The 17,819-nt window shown below is 71.7% G+C and carries 17 protein-coding genes; 14 read left to right on the top strand and 3 right to left on the bottom strand.

Annotated features, from left to right (window positions below; translation table 11 throughout):
* The first annotated feature begins 63 nt into the window (after window positions 1–63).
* The 6 genes from ACZYRU_RS21800 to ACZYRU_RS21775 all read left to right on the top strand — a co-directional run bounded on the left by ACZYRU_RS21800 (window position 64) and on the right by ACZYRU_RS21775 (window position 6,749).
* Entirely contained in the window at window positions 64–1,569 is a 1,506-nt protein-coding gene (locus ACZYRU_RS21800) for a fatty acid desaturase (RefSeq protein ID WP_488959193.1), read from the top strand.
* Between the two features lies 1 nt (window position 1,570).
* Window positions 1,571–1,765 (top strand): ferredoxin, encoded by a 195-nt coding sequence (locus tag ACZYRU_RS21795; protein WP_488959192.1) that lies wholly within the window; start codon window positions 1,571–1,573, stop codon window positions 1,763–1,765.
* Window positions 1,766–1,833: 68 nt separating this feature from the next.
* The gene (locus tag ACZYRU_RS21790) at window positions 1,834–2,397 is read left to right on the top strand and encodes a TetR/AcrR family transcriptional regulator (protein ID WP_488959191.1); all 564 of its coding nucleotides are present in this window, start codon (window positions 1,834–1,836) and stop codon (window positions 2,395–2,397) included.
* 62 nt (window positions 2,398–2,459) lie between these two features.
* On the top strand, window positions 2,460–3,710 hold the full coding sequence (locus ACZYRU_RS21785) for a M15 family metallopeptidase (RefSeq protein ID WP_488959190.1): 1,251 nt from the start codon (window positions 2,460–2,462) through the stop codon (window positions 3,708–3,710).
* Between the two features lie 179 nt (window positions 3,711–3,889).
* Entirely contained in the window at window positions 3,890–5,053 is a 1,164-nt protein-coding gene (locus ACZYRU_RS21780; protein WP_488959189.1) for a CaiB/BaiF CoA transferase family protein, read from the top strand.
* Between the two features lie 211 nt (window positions 5,054–5,264).
* Window positions 5,265–6,749, top strand: a complete 1,485-nt coding sequence (locus tag ACZYRU_RS21775; RefSeq protein ID WP_488959188.1) for a DEAD/DEAH box helicase — start codon at window positions 5,265–5,267, stop codon at window positions 6,747–6,749.
* Window positions 6,750–6,867: 118 nt separating this feature from the next.
* On the opposite strand, the gene ACZYRU_RS21770 is transcribed toward ACZYRU_RS21775, so the two are convergent.
* Window positions 6,868–7,617, bottom strand: coding sequence for a MerR family transcriptional regulator (locus ACZYRU_RS21770; protein WP_488959187.1), 750 nt, complete (start codon window positions 7,615–7,617; stop codon window positions 6,868–6,870).
* Window positions 7,618–7,679: 62 nt separating this feature from the next.
* Here ACZYRU_RS21770 and ACZYRU_RS21765 point away from each other — a divergent pair, with 62 nt between their 5' ends.
* The 3 genes from ACZYRU_RS21765 to ACZYRU_RS21755 all read left to right on the top strand — a co-directional run bounded on the left by ACZYRU_RS21765 (window position 7,680) and on the right by ACZYRU_RS21755 (window position 12,409).
* Window positions 7,680–8,891, top strand: a complete 1,212-nt coding sequence (locus ACZYRU_RS21765; RefSeq protein ID WP_488959186.1) for an acetyl-CoA C-acetyltransferase — start codon at window positions 7,680–7,682, stop codon at window positions 8,889–8,891.
* Between the two features lie 38 nt (window positions 8,892–8,929).
* Window positions 8,930–11,107 (top strand): 3-hydroxyacyl-CoA dehydrogenase NAD-binding domain-containing protein, encoded by a 2,178-nt coding sequence (locus ACZYRU_RS21760; protein WP_488959185.1) that lies wholly within the window; start codon window positions 8,930–8,932, stop codon window positions 11,105–11,107.
* An 84-nt stretch (window positions 11,108–11,191) separates the two neighbouring features.
* Entirely contained in the window at window positions 11,192–12,409 is a 1,218-nt protein-coding gene (locus tag ACZYRU_RS21755) for an LCP family protein (RefSeq protein WP_488959184.1), read from the top strand.
* A 12-nt stretch (window positions 12,410–12,421) separates the two neighbouring features.
* On the opposite strand, the gene ACZYRU_RS21750 is transcribed toward ACZYRU_RS21755, so the two are convergent.
* Both ACZYRU_RS21750 and ACZYRU_RS21745 read right to left on the bottom strand, forming a co-directional pair.
* Window positions 12,422–13,426, bottom strand: coding sequence for a quinone oxidoreductase family protein (locus ACZYRU_RS21750; RefSeq protein WP_488959183.1), 1,005 nt, complete (start codon window positions 13,424–13,426; stop codon window positions 12,422–12,424).
* A 73-nt stretch (window positions 13,427–13,499) separates the two neighbouring features.
* A complete protein-coding gene (locus ACZYRU_RS21745) occupies window positions 13,500–14,120 on the bottom strand; it encodes a cysteine hydrolase family protein (RefSeq protein WP_488959182.1) in 621 nt (206 codons plus the stop codon).
* A gap of 184 nt (window positions 14,121–14,304) precedes the next feature.
* On the opposite strand from ACZYRU_RS21745, the gene ACZYRU_RS21740 reads away from it, so the two are divergent.
* The 5 genes from ACZYRU_RS21740 (at window position 14,305) to ACZYRU_RS21720 (ending at window position 17,807) form a co-directional block, all read left to right on the top strand.
* Window positions 14,305–14,628 carry a hypothetical protein gene (locus ACZYRU_RS21740; RefSeq protein WP_488959181.1) on the top strand — a complete coding sequence of 108 codons (324 nt, stop codon included), beginning with the start codon at window positions 14,305–14,307 and terminating at the stop codon, window positions 14,626–14,628.
* A gap of 23 nt (window positions 14,629–14,651) precedes the next feature.
* The gene (locus tag ACZYRU_RS21735; RefSeq protein WP_488959180.1) at window positions 14,652–15,053 is read left to right on the top strand and encodes a GlcG/HbpS family heme-binding protein; all 402 of its coding nucleotides are present in this window, start codon (window positions 14,652–14,654) and stop codon (window positions 15,051–15,053) included.
* Window positions 15,050–15,586 carry a hypothetical protein gene (locus ACZYRU_RS21730; RefSeq protein ID WP_488959179.1) on the top strand — a complete coding sequence of 179 codons (537 nt, stop codon included), beginning with the start codon at window positions 15,050–15,052 and terminating at the stop codon, window positions 15,584–15,586. The genes ACZYRU_RS21735 and ACZYRU_RS21730 overlap by 4 nt, the downstream gene beginning before the upstream one ends.
* Window positions 15,587–15,667: 81 nt before the next feature.
* Window positions 15,668–16,399 (top strand): ABC transporter ATP-binding protein, encoded by a 732-nt coding sequence (locus ACZYRU_RS21725; RefSeq protein WP_488959178.1) that lies wholly within the window; start codon window positions 15,668–15,670, stop codon window positions 16,397–16,399.
* Window positions 16,374–17,807: a hypothetical protein gene (locus ACZYRU_RS21720; protein WP_488959177.1), complete on the top strand. Its 1,434-nt coding sequence runs from the start codon at window positions 16,374–16,376 to the stop codon at window positions 17,805–17,807. Before ACZYRU_RS21725 ends, ACZYRU_RS21720 begins: the two co-directional genes overlap by 26 nt.
* The last annotated feature ends 12 nt before the right edge of the window (window positions 17,808–17,819 follow it).

The following is a 17,819-nucleotide window of genomic DNA, read 5'->3' as shown; positions in this document are numbered from 1 at the left end:
CACTTTACAAGTTCTACCGTTCTGTCAAACGGCAGTGCTGCCGCAGTGCGAGGAGGCCAGACGATGACCGGACCGACCATCGGTGCGACCGTTCCCGTGGGATCCACGGAGCAGTGGAAGGACAAGAAGCGCTACCTGTGGCTGTGGGGACTGATGGTCCCCGGCTTCGGCGTGCTGTTCGCGCTGGCCTACATCGCGACGGGCGGCTGGTGGGGCTTCACCTTGGTCGCGCCGTTCCTGGTCAACTTCCTGATCCCGCTGATGGACCTGCTGATGGGCACCGACCAGAGCAACCCGCCGGACGAGGTCATCGAGGAGCTCGAGAACGACCGCTACTACCGCTGGGTCGTCTTCGCCTACGTGCCGATGATGTTCGCGCTCGTCTTCGCCGGCTACTACATCATCGGCGAGGGCAACCCGGTCGCCTGGCTGCTCAACCACGTGGGTCTCGGTGACTGGGGCGACGCGCACCTGAGCGCCAACCTGATGGCCGACCACCTCGAGCTGCCGTGGTGGGAGAAGGCACTGTGGGCGCTGTCGATCGCCGGCGTCGTCGGCATCGGCATCAACACGGCCCACGAGCTCGGCCACAAGAAGGAGTCGCACGAGCGCTGGCTCGCCAAGATCACCCTCGCGCCGACCTTCTACGGCCACTTCTACATCGAGCACAACCGCGGCCACCACGTCCGCGTGGCGACGCCCGAGGACCCGGCGTCGTCCCGCCTCGGCGAGAGCCTGTACCGCTTCTGGCCGCGCACCGTCTGGGGCTCGCTGAAGAGCTCGTGGGAGGTCGAGGCCAAGCGCTACCGCCGCAAGGGCACGCACCCGTTCCACGTCGGCAACGACGTGCTCAACGCGTGGGCCATGTCCGTCGCGCTCTGGGCCGCCGTGATCGCGCTCAACGGCTGGGAGGTCGCGATCTACATCCCGATCACCGTCGTCTTCGGCTTCTCGCTCCTCGAGGTCGTCAACTACCTCGAGCACTACGGCCTCAAGCGCCAGCGGGTCGGCGAGAAGCAGCGCTACGAGCGCGTGCTGCCGATGCACAGCTGGAACAGCAACAACATCGTCACCAACATCTTCCTGTACCACCTGCAGCGCCACAGCGACCACCACGCCAACCCCACCCGGCGCTACCAGGCCCTGCGTGACTTCAAGGAGTCCCCGGCCCTGCCGACCGGCTACGCCGGCATGATCAACCTCGCGCTGATCCCGCCGCTGTGGCGCAAGGTCATGGACCACCGGGTGGTCGAGCACCTCGACGGCGACGTCACCCTGGCCAACATCGTGCCGGGCAAGGAGGCGAAGTACCTCGCCAAGTTCCCGCCGCCGCCCGCGCACGCCCTGAAGACCGAGGACCTGTTCGCGCAGGAGTTCGTCGGCGAGGTGCTCGCTGCGAAGTGCCCCGGCTGCTCCTACGTCTACGAGGTCGCGGCGGGCGACGAGCACGAGGGCTTCGCCGCCGGCACCGCCTGGTCCGACATCCCGGACGACTGGTGCTGCCCCGACTGCGGCGTCCGCGAGAAGATCGACTTCATCCCGTTCGACCCCGAGAAGGTGCAGGCCTGACATGAAGATCGTTGCTGACCTCGACAAGTGTGAGGGCCTCGGCATGTGCGAGGCCATGGCCAACGACTACTTCGAGGTGGACGAGGACGAGGACAAGGTCAACGTCCTCGACGACGTCCCGCCGGAGGGCGACCGGGCCCACGTGTACGCCGCCGTGCAGGCGTGCCCGGTGCTCGCCCTGACCCTCGAAGGCTGAGCGAGCAGGTGTCCCTCCTCGCCGACCGGACCCGCGCGCTGGTCGAACGGGTGGCTACCCTCACGGGGGTGGCCACCCTGACGCTCCGGGACCGCCTGCTCGAGGCGGCCGTCGAGCTCACCACCAGCGCGGGCTGGGCGAAGGTGACGATGGCCCGGCTGGCCGACGAGGTCGGCGTCAGCCGGCAGACCGTCTACAACGAGATCGGCACCAAGAACGACCTCGCCGCGGCGATGGTGCTGCGCGAGCTCGACCGCTTCCTCGCCGGGGTGACCCGCTCCTTCGACGAGAACCCCGACGACCTGGTCGCCGCGATCCGCGACTCCGCGCGCCGGGTGCTCAAGTACGCCCAGGACAACGCGCTCCTGCACGCCGTGGTCTCCGCGACCCACGGCGCCGACACCGAGCTGCTGCCGCTGCTGACCACGCACTCGGAGTACCTCCTCGAGGGGGCCAAGCTCGTGGTCGCCGACCGGGTGGCGGCGTACGACGTCGACCTCCCGCCGGACCGTCTCGCCGCCAGCATCGACATGGTCGTGCGCCTGGTCCTCAGCCACGTCATGCAGCCCTCGGCGGACCCCACCCGCACGGCCGACGACATCGCGTGGATCGCCGAACGCGTCCTGCGCTGAGCACGACGTACTACCCTTCGCCTCGGGAGATGCCGGGAGGTCCCGGCGGAGGGAAGTGGTCCATGGGGTTGGTGCGACGCGCCCTGAGGGCCCGGCCGACGGCCGGGCTCGCAGCGGGTGCTGCCCTCCTCGCCCTGGCCGCCTGCGGCACGCCGCAGGGTGCGGAGAAGGACCCCAAGGCCGACCCGAGCGAGGCTGCGGCCAGCACCACCGCCACGGCGAGCTCCGACCCGACCACCCCGGTGGCCGACCCGGCGCACGCGGTGGCGCCGCCCGGACCCTTCGACGGCAAGCAGTACGGCGACGACCTGCTCCTCGTCTCGCAGGACACGCTCTCCAAGGACGACCTGGCCACCATCACCGGCGTGACGGTGCGGGGCAAGAAGGGCGTCGCGGCGTACACCCAGCTCTCCTACGGCCAGTTCTCGGTCGAGAACAAGCTGTTCAACATCGCGGCCGTCGACCCGGGCGACTACCGACGTTTCACGGGGAACGGCTCGGCGACCTTCCAGGAGCAGTGGGACCGGATCGCCGGCGGCGAGGTCGCGATCCCCAAGACCCTCGAGAAGGACCTGGTCCCCGACAGCAAGGGCTACCTCGCGGTCGACGAGGAGAAGATCCACATCGGCGCGCTCTTCCCGGGCGGGGTCGACGGCGTCGACGCTGTCGTCAATGCCAAGTGGGGCGACGCGCTCGGCCTGCCCGAGGGCAACGCGGTGCTGATCAACACCGGCCTCTCCTCCCCGCAGGTGGTGCGCAAGAAGATCGAGAACGCGTTCGGCAAGGACCGGTTCTCGATCAGCGCGCTCGACATCGTCGCCCAGAGCGGCATCGACCCCGGCACCTACCAGCAGGCGATCCCGGTCGGTGCGTTCAGCGACGCAGTCGGCGTCTTCCGCTACACGCCGATCGGCGGCGGCCGGATTGCCCCCGACCCGGCGTGGGTGAAGGCCCACATCGTGACCGAGGTGGTGCCGATCCTCGGCTCGGTCACCTGCAACAAGTACCTGATGCCCCAGCTCAAGGCAGCGCTCGCCGAGATCGTCACCAGCAAGCTGGCCGACAAGATCCACCCCGGCGAGTACGCCGGCTGCTACTACCCGCGCTTCATCGCCGGCTCCACGCAGCTGTCCAACCACTCCTTCGGCCTGGCGCTCGACCTCAACGTGCCGGGCAACCAGCGCGGCACGGTCGGCCAGATGGACCGGGTCATCGTCGCGATCTTCAAGAAGTGGGGCTTCGCCTGGGGCGGCGACTGGGCCTACACCGACCCGATGCATTTCGAGCTGGCGAGGATCGTCAACCCCGGCTGACCCCTAGCTCGTCGTTGGCCGCGGATTCATCACGGTATGTAGCTGAGCCGGAGCATCTGTAGTGGAACTCGGCCGGGGAAGTGGCCATTCGCCTACATCCCGTGGTGAAGCGGGCAGGCCTACTGGACAGTAGGTAATCGTGACAGCATCACTGTCACTTTCCGTGCCATGATGCGCGCATGACGTTCGCGCTGGGTCAGGGAACCGGTCCGCTCAAGGGCCTCAAGGTCGTCGAGATCGCCGGTATCGGGCCCAGCCCGCACGCCTGCATGATCCTGGCCGACCTGGGCGCCGACGTGATCCGGGTGGAGCGCCCGGGCGGGCAGATGCTGACCGGCGGCTCGCACGACCTGCTCAACCGCGGCCGCCCCAGCGTCGCGCTCAACCTCAAGGACCCCGAGGCGGTCGCGACCGTGCTGGACCTGGTCGAGCAGGCCGACGTCCTCGTCGAGGGCATGCGCCCCGGCGTCGCCGAGCGGCTCGGCTTCGGCCCCGAGGACTGCCACGCCCGCAACCCGCGGCTGGTCTACGGCCGGATGACCGGCTGGGGCCAGGACGGCCCCTGGTCGCAGGCGGCCGGCCACGACATGAACTACATCGCCATCACCGGCACGCTCCACGGCCTGGGCCAGGTCAAGGACAAGCCCCAGTTCCCGACCAACCTCGTCGGCGACTTCGGTGGCGGGTCGACGTACCTCGTCATCGGGATCCTCGCCGCGGTCTTCGAGGCGAAGGCGTCCGGCCAGGGCCAGGTCGTCGACGCCGCGATCGTCGACGGTACGGCGAACCTCAACGCGATGACCTCCGCCTTCCTCGCCGGTGGCGGGTTCAAGGAGGAGCGGGCGGCCAACCTGCTCGACGGCGGCGCGCCGTACTACGACATCTACGAGACCGCCGACGGCGAGCACATGTCCGTGGGCGCGCTGGAGCCGCAGTTCTACGACCTGTTCGTCGAGCTGCTCGGCATCAAGGACACCGCGCCGGACCGCTGGGACGTCGCCAAGACCGACGAGCTGCGCGACCTGATCACCTCGACGTTCAAGCAGAAGACCCGCGACGAGTGGTGCGCGATCTTCGACGGCACCGACGCCTGCGTGGCGCCGATCCTGCGGATGAGCGAGGCGAAGGACCACCCGCACATCAAGGGTCGCGAGATCTTCGTCGAGCACGAGGGCCTCGTGCAGCCGCAGCCCGCGCCGCGGTTCTCCCGCACGAGGGCGACGCTGTCGCACCCGCCGGCCCCCGGCGCCGGTGCGCACACCCGTGAGGCGCTCGAGGCCTGGGGCGTCAAGGACGTCGACGGGCTGATCGAGCGCGGCGCTGCGGTGCAGATCACGTCGTGACCGCGGCTGGGGATTGAGCACGCCGGACCGGTGACCCCTAAGGTGGAGTCACCGATCCGGCCAGTCTTGCCCCGGATCCCGGCGCACCGCCCGCGGACGCGCCCCTCACCTGAGGCACCGCTTCACCGCCCCGTCACCGGACGGGGCAGCACGGCGAGACGCCCATGAGGGGAACGCGCCGACGCGTGCTGCGGTCCCCGGAGAGAAACAAGTGACCACCACCTTCGCCGATCTCGGCGTGCCCTCTGCCCTGCTCGAGGTCCTGACGGCCGACGGGATCACCATCCCCACGCCGATCCAGGCCGCGACCCTGCCCGACTCGCTGAAGGGCCGCGACGTGCTCGGCCGCGGACGCACCGGCTCGGGCAAGACCTACGCCTTCGGCATCCCGCTCGTGGCGCGCCTCGCCTCCGAGGGCGAGCGCCGTCGCCCGGCGCCGAAGCGCCCGCGCGCCCTCGTCCTGGCGCCCACCCGTGAGCTCGCGAGCCAGATCGCGGCCACCGTCGCCCCGCTCGCCAAGGCCGTCGGCCTGCGCACCACCACCGTCTTCGGCGGCGTCGGCCAGGGCCCGCAGGTCAACGCGCTGCGCGACGGCGTCGACATCCTCATCGCCTGCCCCGGCCGGCTCGAGGACCTGATCGGCCAGGGCCACGTCAGCCTCGCCGACGTCCGCGTCACCGTGCTGGACGAGGCCGACCACATGGCCGACCTCGGTTTCCTGCCCGCCGTACGCCGCCTGCTCGACCAGACGCCCAAGGGCGGCCAGCGGATGCTGTTCTCCGCGACGCTCGACAACGCGATCGACGTCCTGGTCAAGCGCTTCCTCGTCGACCCGGCCGTGCACCAGGCCGACTCGGCCCAGTCGCCGGTCACGAAGATGGACCACCACGTGCTCCACGTCGAGCGCGAGCAGCGGCTGCCCGTCCTGCTCGACCTGGTCAGCGCGCCCGGCCGCACGGTCGTCTTCACGCGCACCAAGCACGGCGCCAAGGCGCTGGCCCGCCAGCTCAACAAGAACGGCGTGCCCGCCGTCGACCTCCACGGCAACCTCAGCCAGGGTGCGCGCACCCGCAACATGGACGCCTTCCACAGCGGTACGGCGACCACCCTCGTCGCCACCGACATCGCCGCCCGCGGCATCCACGTCGACGACGTCTCCCTGGTCGTCCACGCCGACCCGCCGGCCGAGCACAAGGCCTACCTGCACCGCTCGGGCCGTACGGCGCGCGCCGGCGCCGCGGGCACCGTGATCACCCTGATGACCAGCGAGCAGCGCGGCGACGTCCGGGCGCTGACCAAGGCGGCCGGCATCACGCCGACCACCACCCGGATCCAGGGCCCCGACCACCCGGTGCTCCAGGACCTCGCCCCCGGCGAGCGCTCCCGCCCGGGCGGCATCGACCTCACCCCGGCCAGCCCGCAGGGCGGCGGCAACGGTGGTGGCAACGGTGGTGGCGGTCGTCGTCGCTCCGGCGCCAAGAAGCCCGCGGCGAAGAAGCCCGGCGGTCAGGGCGGGGCCAATGGCCAGCGCTCCGGCGGCCAGGGCGGCCAGGCCCGCTCGGGCCAGGGTGCTGCGAAGCCCGCCGGTCAGCGCTCCGGCGGCAACCGTGGCCGGTCGCGCTCGCGTGGCGCCGGCGCGGGCTCCGGCTCGGGCGGCAACCACAGTGCCGCCGGCTTCAGCTCCGGTCGCCGCTGACCCGGCACAAACTGGCTTCGAATCCGCGTCGACCCGGCAGAAACTTCTGCCGGGTCGACGCAATTCCAGTGCCAGTTTCTGCCGGGTCGACGCAATTCCGGGGCCAGTTCGAGCCGGGTCAGCGGCGGCGGGGGGTGCGGGCCGCGCGGGCGACCGCCGACTCGTACGCCGACACCAGGCCGCCGACCGAGAGCGGCTTGAGGCGCTCCATGATCTCGCGGAAGTGCTCGGAGGTCGTGGCGTCGCCGTACAGCGGGGCGAGCTTGTCGTTGATGACCTCGTAGAGCTCCTTGGCCATCTGCTCGCCGTGCTCCTGGTAGACCGCGGCGGCCGCGGCGGCGACCTCGCGCGGGAAGCCGAGCTCGAGCAGGCGCATGCCGATGGAGAGCTGGTTGCTCGCGACGAGGTACGACGTCCCGCGGATCCGCAGCACGCCGAGCGCCTGCAGTGTGGCGATGTCGTCGGTCGAGAGCGCGCGCCCGGCCTTCTTCTCCAGCTGCTCGCGATCCATCTCGACGGGCAGGTCGGACTGCCAGGGCGCGAGCATGGTGCGGGCCAGGGTGATGTCCTCGGGGGTGGCGTCCTCGGGGATGCCGGCGACGTACCGCTCGATCGCGGACAGCGTGAACCCGTGGCTCTGCAGCTCCAGCACCAGCTCGATCCGGGCCAGGTGGGCGGCGGAGTAGTAGCCCGACCGGCCGCGGCGGATCGGCGGCGGGACCAGGCCCCGGGACGTGTAGAAGCGCACCGTGCGCACGGTCAGCCCGACCCGCGCGGTGAGCTCCTCGAGGGTGAGCAGCTCCTCCTGCGGGTCGCCCCCGGATGCGTCGTGCGTCACACCGTCCGCGGGCCCCTCGCTCTTGACCATGACAGTAATAGTGTCACAATCGACCACAGAGACACCTCTCCCGTACAGAAACAAGGACGGTCATGGCAGAAGCATTCGTGTACGACCACCTCCGCACGCCGCGCGGCCGGGGCAAGGCCAACGGCTCCCTCCACGAGGTGAAGCCGGTCGACCTCGCGGTCGGCCTCGTCGACGCCGTGCAGGAGCGCAACCCGGGCCTCGACCCGAACCGGATCGACGACATCGTGCTCGGCGTCGTCTCCCCGATCGGCGACCAGGGTGGCGACATCGCGAAGACCGTGGCCATCGCGGCCGGTCTCCCGGACACCGTCGCCGGTGTCCAGCTCAACCGCTTCTGCGCCTCGGGCCTCGAGGCCGTCAACCAGGCCGCCGGCCGCGTCCGCGGCGGGTTCGAGGACCTGATCATCGCGGGCGGCGTCGAGTCCATGAGCCGCGTGCCCATGGGCTCCGACGGTGGCGCCTGGGCGTCCGACCCGGCCACCGCGTTCAAGGCGGGCTTCGTGCCGCAGGGCATCGGTGCCGACCTGATCGCCACCATCGAGGGCTGGAGCCGCGAGGACGTCGACGCGTTCGCCGCCGAGTCCCACCACCGCGCCGCCAAGGCCCAGGCCAACGGCTACTTCGACGGCGCGATCGTGCCGGTCAAGGACATCAACGGCCTGACCGTCCTCGACCGCGACGAGACCGTCCGCCCCGACACCTCCGTCGAGGGCCTCGCCGGCCTCAAGCCGTCCTTCGCCCAGCTCGGTGCCGACGCCGGCTTCGACGACGTCGCGCTCGAGAAGTACCACTGGCTCGAGAAGATCAACCACGTCCACCACGCCGGCAACAGCTCGGGCATCGTCGACGGCTCCGCGCTCACCCTGATCGGCAACGAGCAGGTCGGCAAGGACCTCGGCCTGACCCCGCGCGCCCGCATCATCGCCACCGCGGTCTCCGGTGCGGACCCGATCATCATGCTGACCGGACCGGCCCCGGCCGCCCGCAAGGCGCTGGCCAAGGCCGGGCTCGAGGTCGGCGACATCGACCTGTTCGAGATCAACGAGGCGTTCGCCGCCGTCGCGATGCGGTTCATGCGCGACATGGGCATCAGCCACGACATCACCAACGTCAACGGCGGTGCGATCGCCATGGGCCACCCGCTCGGTGCCACCGGCGCGATGATCCTCGGCACCCTGATCGACGAGCTCGAGCGGCGCGACCTGCGCCGCGGCCTCGCCACGCTCTGCGTCGGCGGCGGCATGGGCATCGCCACGATCGTCGAGCGCGTCTGACGCCGTACCGCACCCAGAGACCCAGAACAGGAACGACATTGAGCACCGACACCCAGACAGCCGTGCGCTACGACCGTGACGCCGACGGCATCGTCACCCTCACGCTGGACGACCCGACCGCCAGCGCCAACACCATGAACGAGCTGTACCTGTCCTCGATGGAGGGCGCCGTCGAGCGCCTGTACGCCGAGCAGGACGACATCACCGGCGTGGTGATCGCCTCGGCCAAGAAGACCTTCTTCGCCGGCGGCAACCTGAAGAACATGGCGACCGCCACCCCGGCCGACGCCCCGACGCTGTTCGCCATGGCCGAGCGGGTCAAGAGCAGCCTGCGCCGCCTCGAGCTGTTCCCGAAGCCGGTCGTGGCCGCGATCAACGGCGCCGCGCTCGGCGGTGGCTACGAGATCACCCTCGCCACGCAGCACCGGATCGTCGTCGACGACTCCCGGATCAAGATCGGCCTGCCCGAGGTCACCCTCGGCCTGCTTCCGGGCGGCGGCGGCGTGACCCGTGCCGTGCGCAAGTTCGGCCTGCAGTCCGCGCTGATGGACGTGCTGCTCCAGGGCACCCAGTTCAACCCGCAGACCGCGCTGAAGAAGGGCCTCGTCGACGAGCTCGTCGCCACCCAGGAGGAGCTGCTCCCGGCCGCCAAGGCGTGGCTGAAGGCCAACCCCGAGGCTGCCCAGAACCCGTGGGACGCCCCCGGCTACAAGATGCCCGGCGGCAACCCGAAGTCCCCGGCCCTGGCCGGCTTCCTGCCCGCCTTCCCGGCCCTGCTGCGCAAGCAGCTCAAGGGTGCCGACTACCCGGCACCGCGCGCGATCCTCTCGGCCGCGGTCGAGGGCGCTTCGGTCGACTTCGACACCGCCTCGCGGATCGAGACCCGCTACTTCACCAACCTGGTCGTCAACCAGGGCGCCAAGAACATGATCCAGGCGTTCTTCTTCGACCTGCAGGCGATCAACTCCGGCTCGCAGCGTCCCGCGGGCCACGAGCGGTTCGTGCCCAAGAAGGTCGCAGTGCTCGGCGCCGGCATGATGGGCGCCGGCATCGCCTACGTCTACGCGCGCAACGGCGCCGAGGTCGTGCTCAAGGACGTCTCGGTCGAGAACGCCGAGAAGGGCAAGGCCTACACCGCCCAGCTCAACGAGAAGGCGGTCTCCCGCGGCAAGCTCACGCAGGAGAAGGCGGACGCGATCCTCAACCGGATCACGGCCACCGACAAGCCCGAGGACCTTGCCGGCTGCGACACGGTGATCGAGGCGGTCTTCGAGGACCCGGCGCTCAAGGCCAAGGTCTTCGCCGAGATCATGCCGCACATCAACGCCGACGCGGTGCTGTGCTCCAACACCTCGACGCTGCCGATCACGGTGCTCGCCGAGGGTGTCGAGCGTCCGGCCGACTTCATCGGCCTGCACTTCTTCTCGCCGGTCGACAAGATGCCGCTGGTCGAGATCATCACCGGTGAGAAGACAGACGAGGCCGCGCTGGCCAAGGCGTTCGACCTGACCCAGTTCATCAAGAAGACCCCGATCGTCGTCAACGACAGCCGGGGCTTCTACACCTCGCGCGTCATCGGCTACATGGTCAACGAGGGCATGGCGATGCTCGCCGAGGGCGTGGCGCCGTACTCCATCGAGCGGGCCACCACCTCCGCCGGCTACCCGGCTCCGGTGCTCCAGCTCTCCGACGAGCTCAACCTCGAGCTGATGGCCAAGATCGCCAAGGCGACCGCCGAGGCCAACCCCGACGTGCCGCTGCACCCGGGTCAGGTCGTGGTCACCAAGATGCTGGAGGCCGGTCGTGCCGGTCGCCTGCGCGGCGCCGGCTTCTACGACTACGAGGACGGCAAGCGCGGCTCCATCTGGGCCGGCCTCGCCGACCTCTTCCCGGTCGCGACGGAGCAGCCGCCGATCGAGGACATCCGCGACCGGATGCTCTTCGCCGAGGCGCTCGAGACCGCGAAGACCTTCGAGGAGGGCGTGATCACCTCGGCGGCTGCCGCGAACATCGGCTCGATCATGGGCATCGGCTTCCCGCCCAACACCGGTGGTGCCGCCCAGTTCATGACCGGCTACGAGGGCCCGGACGGGACGATCGGTCTCACCGCCTTCCTGGCGCGGGCCGACGAGCTCGCCGCGAAGTACGGCGACCGCTTCCAGGCCACCCCGTGGCTGCGGGAGCTGGCCGCGTCGGGCCAGGGCTTCCCCGCCTGATCGCAGCCTGACTCACCGAGAACGGCACGCCGGGCCGGGCCGAACGGAGCACTCCGTTCGGCCCGGCCCGGTACGTTTCCGCACATGGGAGGCCGGCGTAGGGAGGCGCGGCCCGGGCGTACGGTGCTCCGGGTCATCGTGGCGAGCCTGCTGGCGCTGGGGCTGCTGACCGGGCTGGGCGTGGTGCTCGCCTACGAGAACTGGAACGGCAACCTCCAGCACCCGGACGTCGTCGGCAAGAACCGCCCGAAGAAGAAGACCAGGGCCCTCAACATCCTGGTGATGGGCACCGACAGCCGCAGCTGCGACGGGTGCAAGATCGACGGCGAGGCCGGTGGCGGGCTGTCGGACACCACGATCCTGTTCCACCTCTCGGCCGACCGCGAGTTCGCCTACGGCATCTCGATCCCGCGCGACACCGCGGTGATGCGACCGGCCTGCTACGAGGCCGACGGCAGCGAGATCCCGGCCGCGACGGCCTACGAGAAGTGGAACGCGGCGTACGCCGTCGGCGGTCCCGGCTGCACCCGCCAACAGCTCGAGCAGCTCACCGGGATCCACGTCGACAAGTTCGTCGTCGTCGACTTCAACCAGTTCAAGGACATGGTCGATGCGCTCGACGGCGTCGAGATCTGCGTCCCCGAGGAGATCGACGACACCACCGGCAACATCCACCTCGACGCCGGCACCCGCGAGGTCGACGGCACCGAGGCGCTCGCGTACGCCCGGGTGCGCTACGGCATCAGCGGCGGCATCGACCCGTACCGGACCCGGCGCCAGCAGGCCCTGATCGGCGCGATGATCGACAAGGCGCTGACCGGCGGGATGCTCGCCCGACCGGACAAGGTGGCGAGCTTCATCAGCGCCGCGACCACCGAGCTGCAGACCGACTTCAAGTCCGTCGCCGCGATGGCCAAGGTCGCGGCCAGCGCCCAGGGCATCGACGCCGGCGACATCAGGTTCATCACCACACCGTGGACCCTCGACACCGACAAGATCAGCGGTGGCGTCGAGTGGCTGCCCTCGGTGGAGCGGCTGTGGCAGCTGGTCATCGACGACCAGCCGCTCACCAAGGAGTTCCTCGACCAGGCGCTGAGTGCCGGGGAGTCCCCGTCCGGCTCGGGTTCGGCGTCAGGGTCCGCGTCCGGAGCGCCCTCCGGCTCCGCGTCGGAGTCGCCCTCGGGATCGTCCTCGGGGTCGCCGTCGGGGTCCGCATCCGGCTCGCCGAGCGGCCCCGCCACCCCCGACTCCTCGGGCGGGCTGTCCGACGACGATCGCGCAGCCGCCGGCCTCTGCTCGTAGGGACCGGCCCGGCTACGGGACCAGGACGATCTTGCCGGAGTGGCCGCGGTCGGCGAGGGCGACGTGTGCCCGGGCCGCCTCGGCGAGGGGGAGCCGGGTGACCAGAGGCCCCGGGAGGCGACCCGACCCCCAGAGATCGAGCACCCGCGCGACCGCAGTCGAGACGATGCGCCGCATCGCCGGATCGGGCGCGTCCACGAGCGCCCCTCGGGCGAGACCGAGGACCTCGAGCTGGCGGGGGATCAGGTCCCGGTAGAGGTCGAGCGCGGCCGGCGACCCGCTCGCCTGTCCGAAGCAGACGGCCCGCCCGCCGAACCCGAGCAGGCCCAGCCCGGCGAGGAGGCTCTCGCCACCCAGGGAGTCGAGGAGGAGGTCGACGGACCCGACGGCGTCCCGGATCTCCTGCCCGGGGTAGAGCTCGCCGTACCCGAGGGCGAGGCTCGCGCCCGCGTCCCGCGCGATCGCGACCTTCCGGGGCGTGCTGGCCAGCCCGACGGTGCGTGCACCGGCGGCCGCCGCGAGCTGGACGGCGGCCAGGCCGACTCCGCTGCCCGCGGCATGCACCAGGACCGTCTCGTGCGGCCGGAGCCCGCCCTGGGTGTGCAGGGCCATCCATGCGACGCCGTACGCGACCGGCATCGCCGCGGCATCGACCAGGTCCAGGCCCTCGGGCAGCGGCACCAGCATGTCGGCCGGGACGACGACGTACTCCGCGTAGGCGGCCACCGCATGGACGGCGACGACACGGGTGCCGGGCTCGAGCACGCACGGATCCAGCGCGAGCGCGGCTGCTCCCGGTCCGACCGACTCGACGTGTCCGCTGAGCTCGAAGCCCGGGACGAAGGGGATCGGGGGAGGGACCGGGTACGCGCCGGAGCGCATCCGCAGGTCGGCGAAGTTGACGCCGGCCGCCGCCACCCGGACCAGGACCTCGCCGGCGCCGGGGGCGGGCACCGGGAGCTCGCACGCCTCCAGGGTGTCCGGGCCGCCGAACGCGCCGACGTGGACGGCTCTCATGCCCGGACCGAGTCCGTCACGCACCCGAGCGCGGGGAACACACCTCGGCGTCGATCGTCCGCCCCGGTGACGGTCACGGACGCGACCCCCAGGTCGCAAGCAGCTCGTCGGTCGTGCACAGCTCGGCGAACGCGTGGCCCGCGGTGCGCAGGCCCGCCTCGTGCTGGGCCGGGCTGCCGGCGGCGCAGGCATCGCTGGGCATCACGACGTAGAACCCGCGGAAGTAGGCGCCCTTGGCCGTGGCCGCGACGCAGTTGTCGGTGGCCAGGCCGGTGGCGACGACGGTCCGGATCCCACGCTCCTCGAGGAGGTCCTGCAGGCCGGTCGCGTGGAACCCGTCGTAGGTGTGCTTGGCGACCTGGGGCTCGTCCACGCGGGGCGTCAGCTCGTCGACCACCGCCGCACCCCAGGTCCCGGACACGCAGTACGGCTCCGCGCCGATCCGGACCAGCCGCTCCTTCATCGGAGCGTTGAGGTACTCCTCGTCGAAGTGCGACACGACGTGGACCACGAGCGTGCCGAGCTCGCTCGCCCGCTCCCGCAGGGCCGCGATCCGCTCGGTCGCGCCGGCGGTCATCGCCGGGGTGAAGCTGGTCGACCTGTCGATGAAGCCGCCGGGACTGCAGAAGTCGTTCTGCATGTCCACGATCAGCAGGGCGGTCCGGGAGGGGTCGACCTTCTCGGCGAGCTGCACGTCACCACGTCCTTGGAGTCGGGGGTCAGCGGCGATCTTGGTCTGCCGGCCGGGAGCGGGTCAGCCGTCGATGCGCTATCGGGGTGATAGTTGACCGGTCCCCGGCCGTGACCGCTATCTCTTGGCGGGCCTGCGCCCAACGGCGCGACCTCGCGCCGACAGGCTCCAGAAGGGATCTCCGCGCATGACAGCGACATCTGCGGACCACTACCTGTGGCTCGTCAGGATCGACATTCCCGAGCACCTGGATGCGGAGTTCAACCGCATCTACGACGACGAGCACGTGCCTGCGATCGCGAAGGTCGACGGCGTTCTCGACGTCCAGCGCTACGTGATCGAACGCGACGCTCCGGGCATCCAGAAGTACCTGACGCTCTACCGCGTGAGCTCGCCCGACCTCCCGACCAGCGACGCCTGGGCCCGCGCCTCGGCGGAGGGCGACTGGAAGTCGGTGATCCGCCCGTACGTGACCAACGCGGAGCTCTCGCTCTTCCGCGCCCTTTCGTGACCAGTGTGGAAAGAAGAAGCGAAATGACCCTCACCATCGAGAACGCGAACGCGGCCATCGTGGCCGCCCAGGCCAAGGCCGAGGAGCTCGGCATCCGGATCAGCGTGTCGGTCTGCGACGCCGGGGGGCGGCTCGTCGCCTTCCAGCGCATGAATGGCGCGCACTGGGCCGGCGGCTACGGCGCGCAGGGCAAGGCGGTCGCCTCGGCGGCCTTCGCCCGCCCCAGCGGCGTCGTCGCCGAGCTCGCCCACCACCCGATCTTCCCCAGCATCGCGGAGGCCGAGGGCGGGCACATCATCTACTGCCAGGGGGCGCTCCCGATCCTCGTCGACGGCGTCGTCATCGGTGCGTGCGGCGTCGGTGGCGGCACGGCCCAGCAGGACGAGGACTGCGCCCGTGCCGGAGTCGAGGCGGTGCAGCCGTGACCGCGGACCAGGCCGTCCAGCTCAGCCTGTTCGACGACCGCTCCGCCGCCCGCACGGTGGCGCAGAGGTACGACGTGCCGCTCTACCGCCGTACCGGGGAGGGGGACGACCTCTGGGCGTGTGCCCACCCCGCCGACGACGCGGCCGCCGCGGCGGCCGTCGACCACGCCCGGGGGCAGCTCGCCTACGGCGGCCGCCAGCAGGACGGGGCGGTCACGGGCTCGCTGCTGACCGCACTGTGGTTCGAGGCGCCGGAGGACCGCCGGGACGCGTTCGTCGACTGGTTCCGCGACGAGCACGGCCCGATGCTGCTCGAGGAGCCCGCCTGGCTGCGCATCCGCCAGCTGCGGCTCGACGCGTCCAGCCGGCCCGCGACGCACCTGGTGCTCCACGACCTGGCCGACGCGAGCGCCTTCTCCTCGACCGCCCTGGCCGCCGCGCGCGAGACGCCCGCGCGGATGGGGTGGGCCGCCCAGGACTGGTTCGCGAGCAACGTGACCATGGTGTTCGCGAGGGAGGAGACCCCCTCCTGACGGGGGGTGCGGGCTGACCGATCGGCCAGACTGTGCCCACTGCTCTGGCGCCGGGCCCGGCCCGGCGCCAGAGTGAGCACCGTGACGGGGAGGGAGCCTCTGTCCACGCGGGACGCTGCTGTCGACGTGTCCGGGCTGCAGGTGCGGTTCGGGACGGTCGAGGCGGTGGCCGGCGTGGACCTGCGCGTCGAGGCGGGGCAGGCGATGGCGCTGCTCGGCCGCAACGGCGCGGGCAAGTCGACGACGATGCGGGTGCTCGCGGGCGTCGTACCGCCGACGGAGGGGCGGGCCGTGGTCGCCGGGCACGACGTGCGCACCGAGCCGCTCTTGGCGAAGCGGTCCGTCGGGTACTGCCCCGACGTCGGCGGCCTGGTGCCGCGCGCAACTCCCTGGGAGCACCTCCAGCTGAGCGCCCGGCTGCGCCGGCTCGAGGGCTGGGAGCCACGGGCGCGGGGGCTGCTGGAGCAGTTCGACCTCGGCGACGTCGCGCACCGGGTGACCGCCGGGTTCAGCCACGGCATGGGCCGCCGGCTCAGCGTCGTGCTCGCCGCGCTGCACGAGCCGGAGGTGCTGCTGCTCGACGAGCCGTTCGACGGTGTCGACCCGCTCGGGGTCGAGGCCACCTTCGCGGTCGTCGAGGACGCCCGTGCCCGCGGTGCCGCGGTCCTCGTCTCCACCCACCTGCGCGACCTCGCGGTCCAGGTCTGCAGCGAGGTGGCCGTGCTGCGCGGCGGGGTCCGGGTCGCCACCGTCAGCGCCGACCACATGGCCGGGGACGAGGGAGCCCGTGCCTACCGCGCGCTCCTGGCCTGAGACCTCCCGGGCGCTGGCCGACGTCCGGCACCTGCTCTGGTTCCGCCGCGCGACGGTACGACGCCGGCGGGCCGCCGCGCTCGCCCTCGCCGCGCTCGGCCTGGTCACCGTGGCCGCCGCGGTGCTGCCGCCGCTCCTCGTCGCGACCGACGAGCTCGACCGGTTCGTGAGGCCGGCCCTGGTCGCGGTCGTGCTGGTCGCCGTGACCGGTGCGATCGCCGGCGGGGGCGGTCGCGAGCTGCTCGCCCGGGACCCGGCCGCCGTGCACCCGATCAGCCCGGTGAGCGACCACCTCGGCGCGCTGCTGCTCGCCCCGCTCAGCGCGGGCTGGCTGATCCAGGCGTGGGGCCTACTGGGGCTGGCCTCCGCGGTCGCGGGACCCGGCGGGCCCCCGGTCGCCGTCGCCTGGCTGGTCGCGGCGACCGCGCTGGCGCAGGCTGTCGGCTGGGCCGGGGAGTACCTCCGCCGGCGCGGGGTTCTCGCCTGGTTCGCGGCGCCGCTCGCCGGTCTCGGTGTCCTTCCGGCGCCGTTCGTCGCGGAGGCGATCGGTGACGGCCCGGCCGCGCAGTCGCTGGCCGCCTTGGCCCTGCTCGCGGCCACCGTGCCGCTGGTCGCCGCGGGTGCGGTCCTCGCCGTGGTGACCGCCCGCCTGGTGCCGCGCGACGAGGCGCGCCGCGAGACAGCCGACCACGCTCCGCGGTCGCTGCCGCGCTCCGACCTCGCCCTGCTGCGGCGTACCGACCGGGCGTCGGTGTGGCGCAGCGTCCCGTTGCGCCGGGGCACCTACCTGCTCGCCCTCGCCCCGGGTGCGGTGGCCCTCGCGGGCGGTCTCGCGTGGTCGAACCTGGTGCTGCTCCCGGGGCTGGTGGCCTCCGGCTGCGTGCTGCTGTTCGGCGTGAACCTGTGGTGCCTCGACGGTCGCGGGATGCTGTGGCGCGAGTCGTTGCCGGTCGCGCCGCACACGGTGCTGCTCGCCCGGGCGCTCGTGCTGACCGAGGTGCTCGCCGGCGCCGGGACGACGACGCTGCTGCTCGGTGCGCTCCGGGCCGGCCGGCCCACGACCGCCGAGCTGCTGGCCGTCGTCCTGGCCCTGCTCGTGGTCGTCGCCCAGTCCCTCTCGGCCGCGCTGCGCTGGTCGCTGGCCCACCCGCACGCCGTCGACCTCCGCTCTGCCCGCGCCACCCCCGCACCGCCGCTGGCGATGGTCGGCTACTCGTTGCGGCTCGCCGTCACCACGACGCTGTCGGGCCTGCTGCTCGCGGGGTTCGCGGGCGTCGGCCGAACCGACCTGCTTGCCCTCTCTGCGGTCGTCCTGCTCGCAGTCGCGGCTGTCCGGATCCGGCGCGCCGCCCGCCGCTGGTCGGACCCGGTCCGGCGGGCGGCGGTCGTCGCCGTCGTCGCGGCGTAGCCGCTCGAGCGT

Source organism: Nocardioides sp. F233 (assembly GCF_057813895.1).
This window is presented reverse-complemented; position numbering and strand designations above follow the sequence as displayed.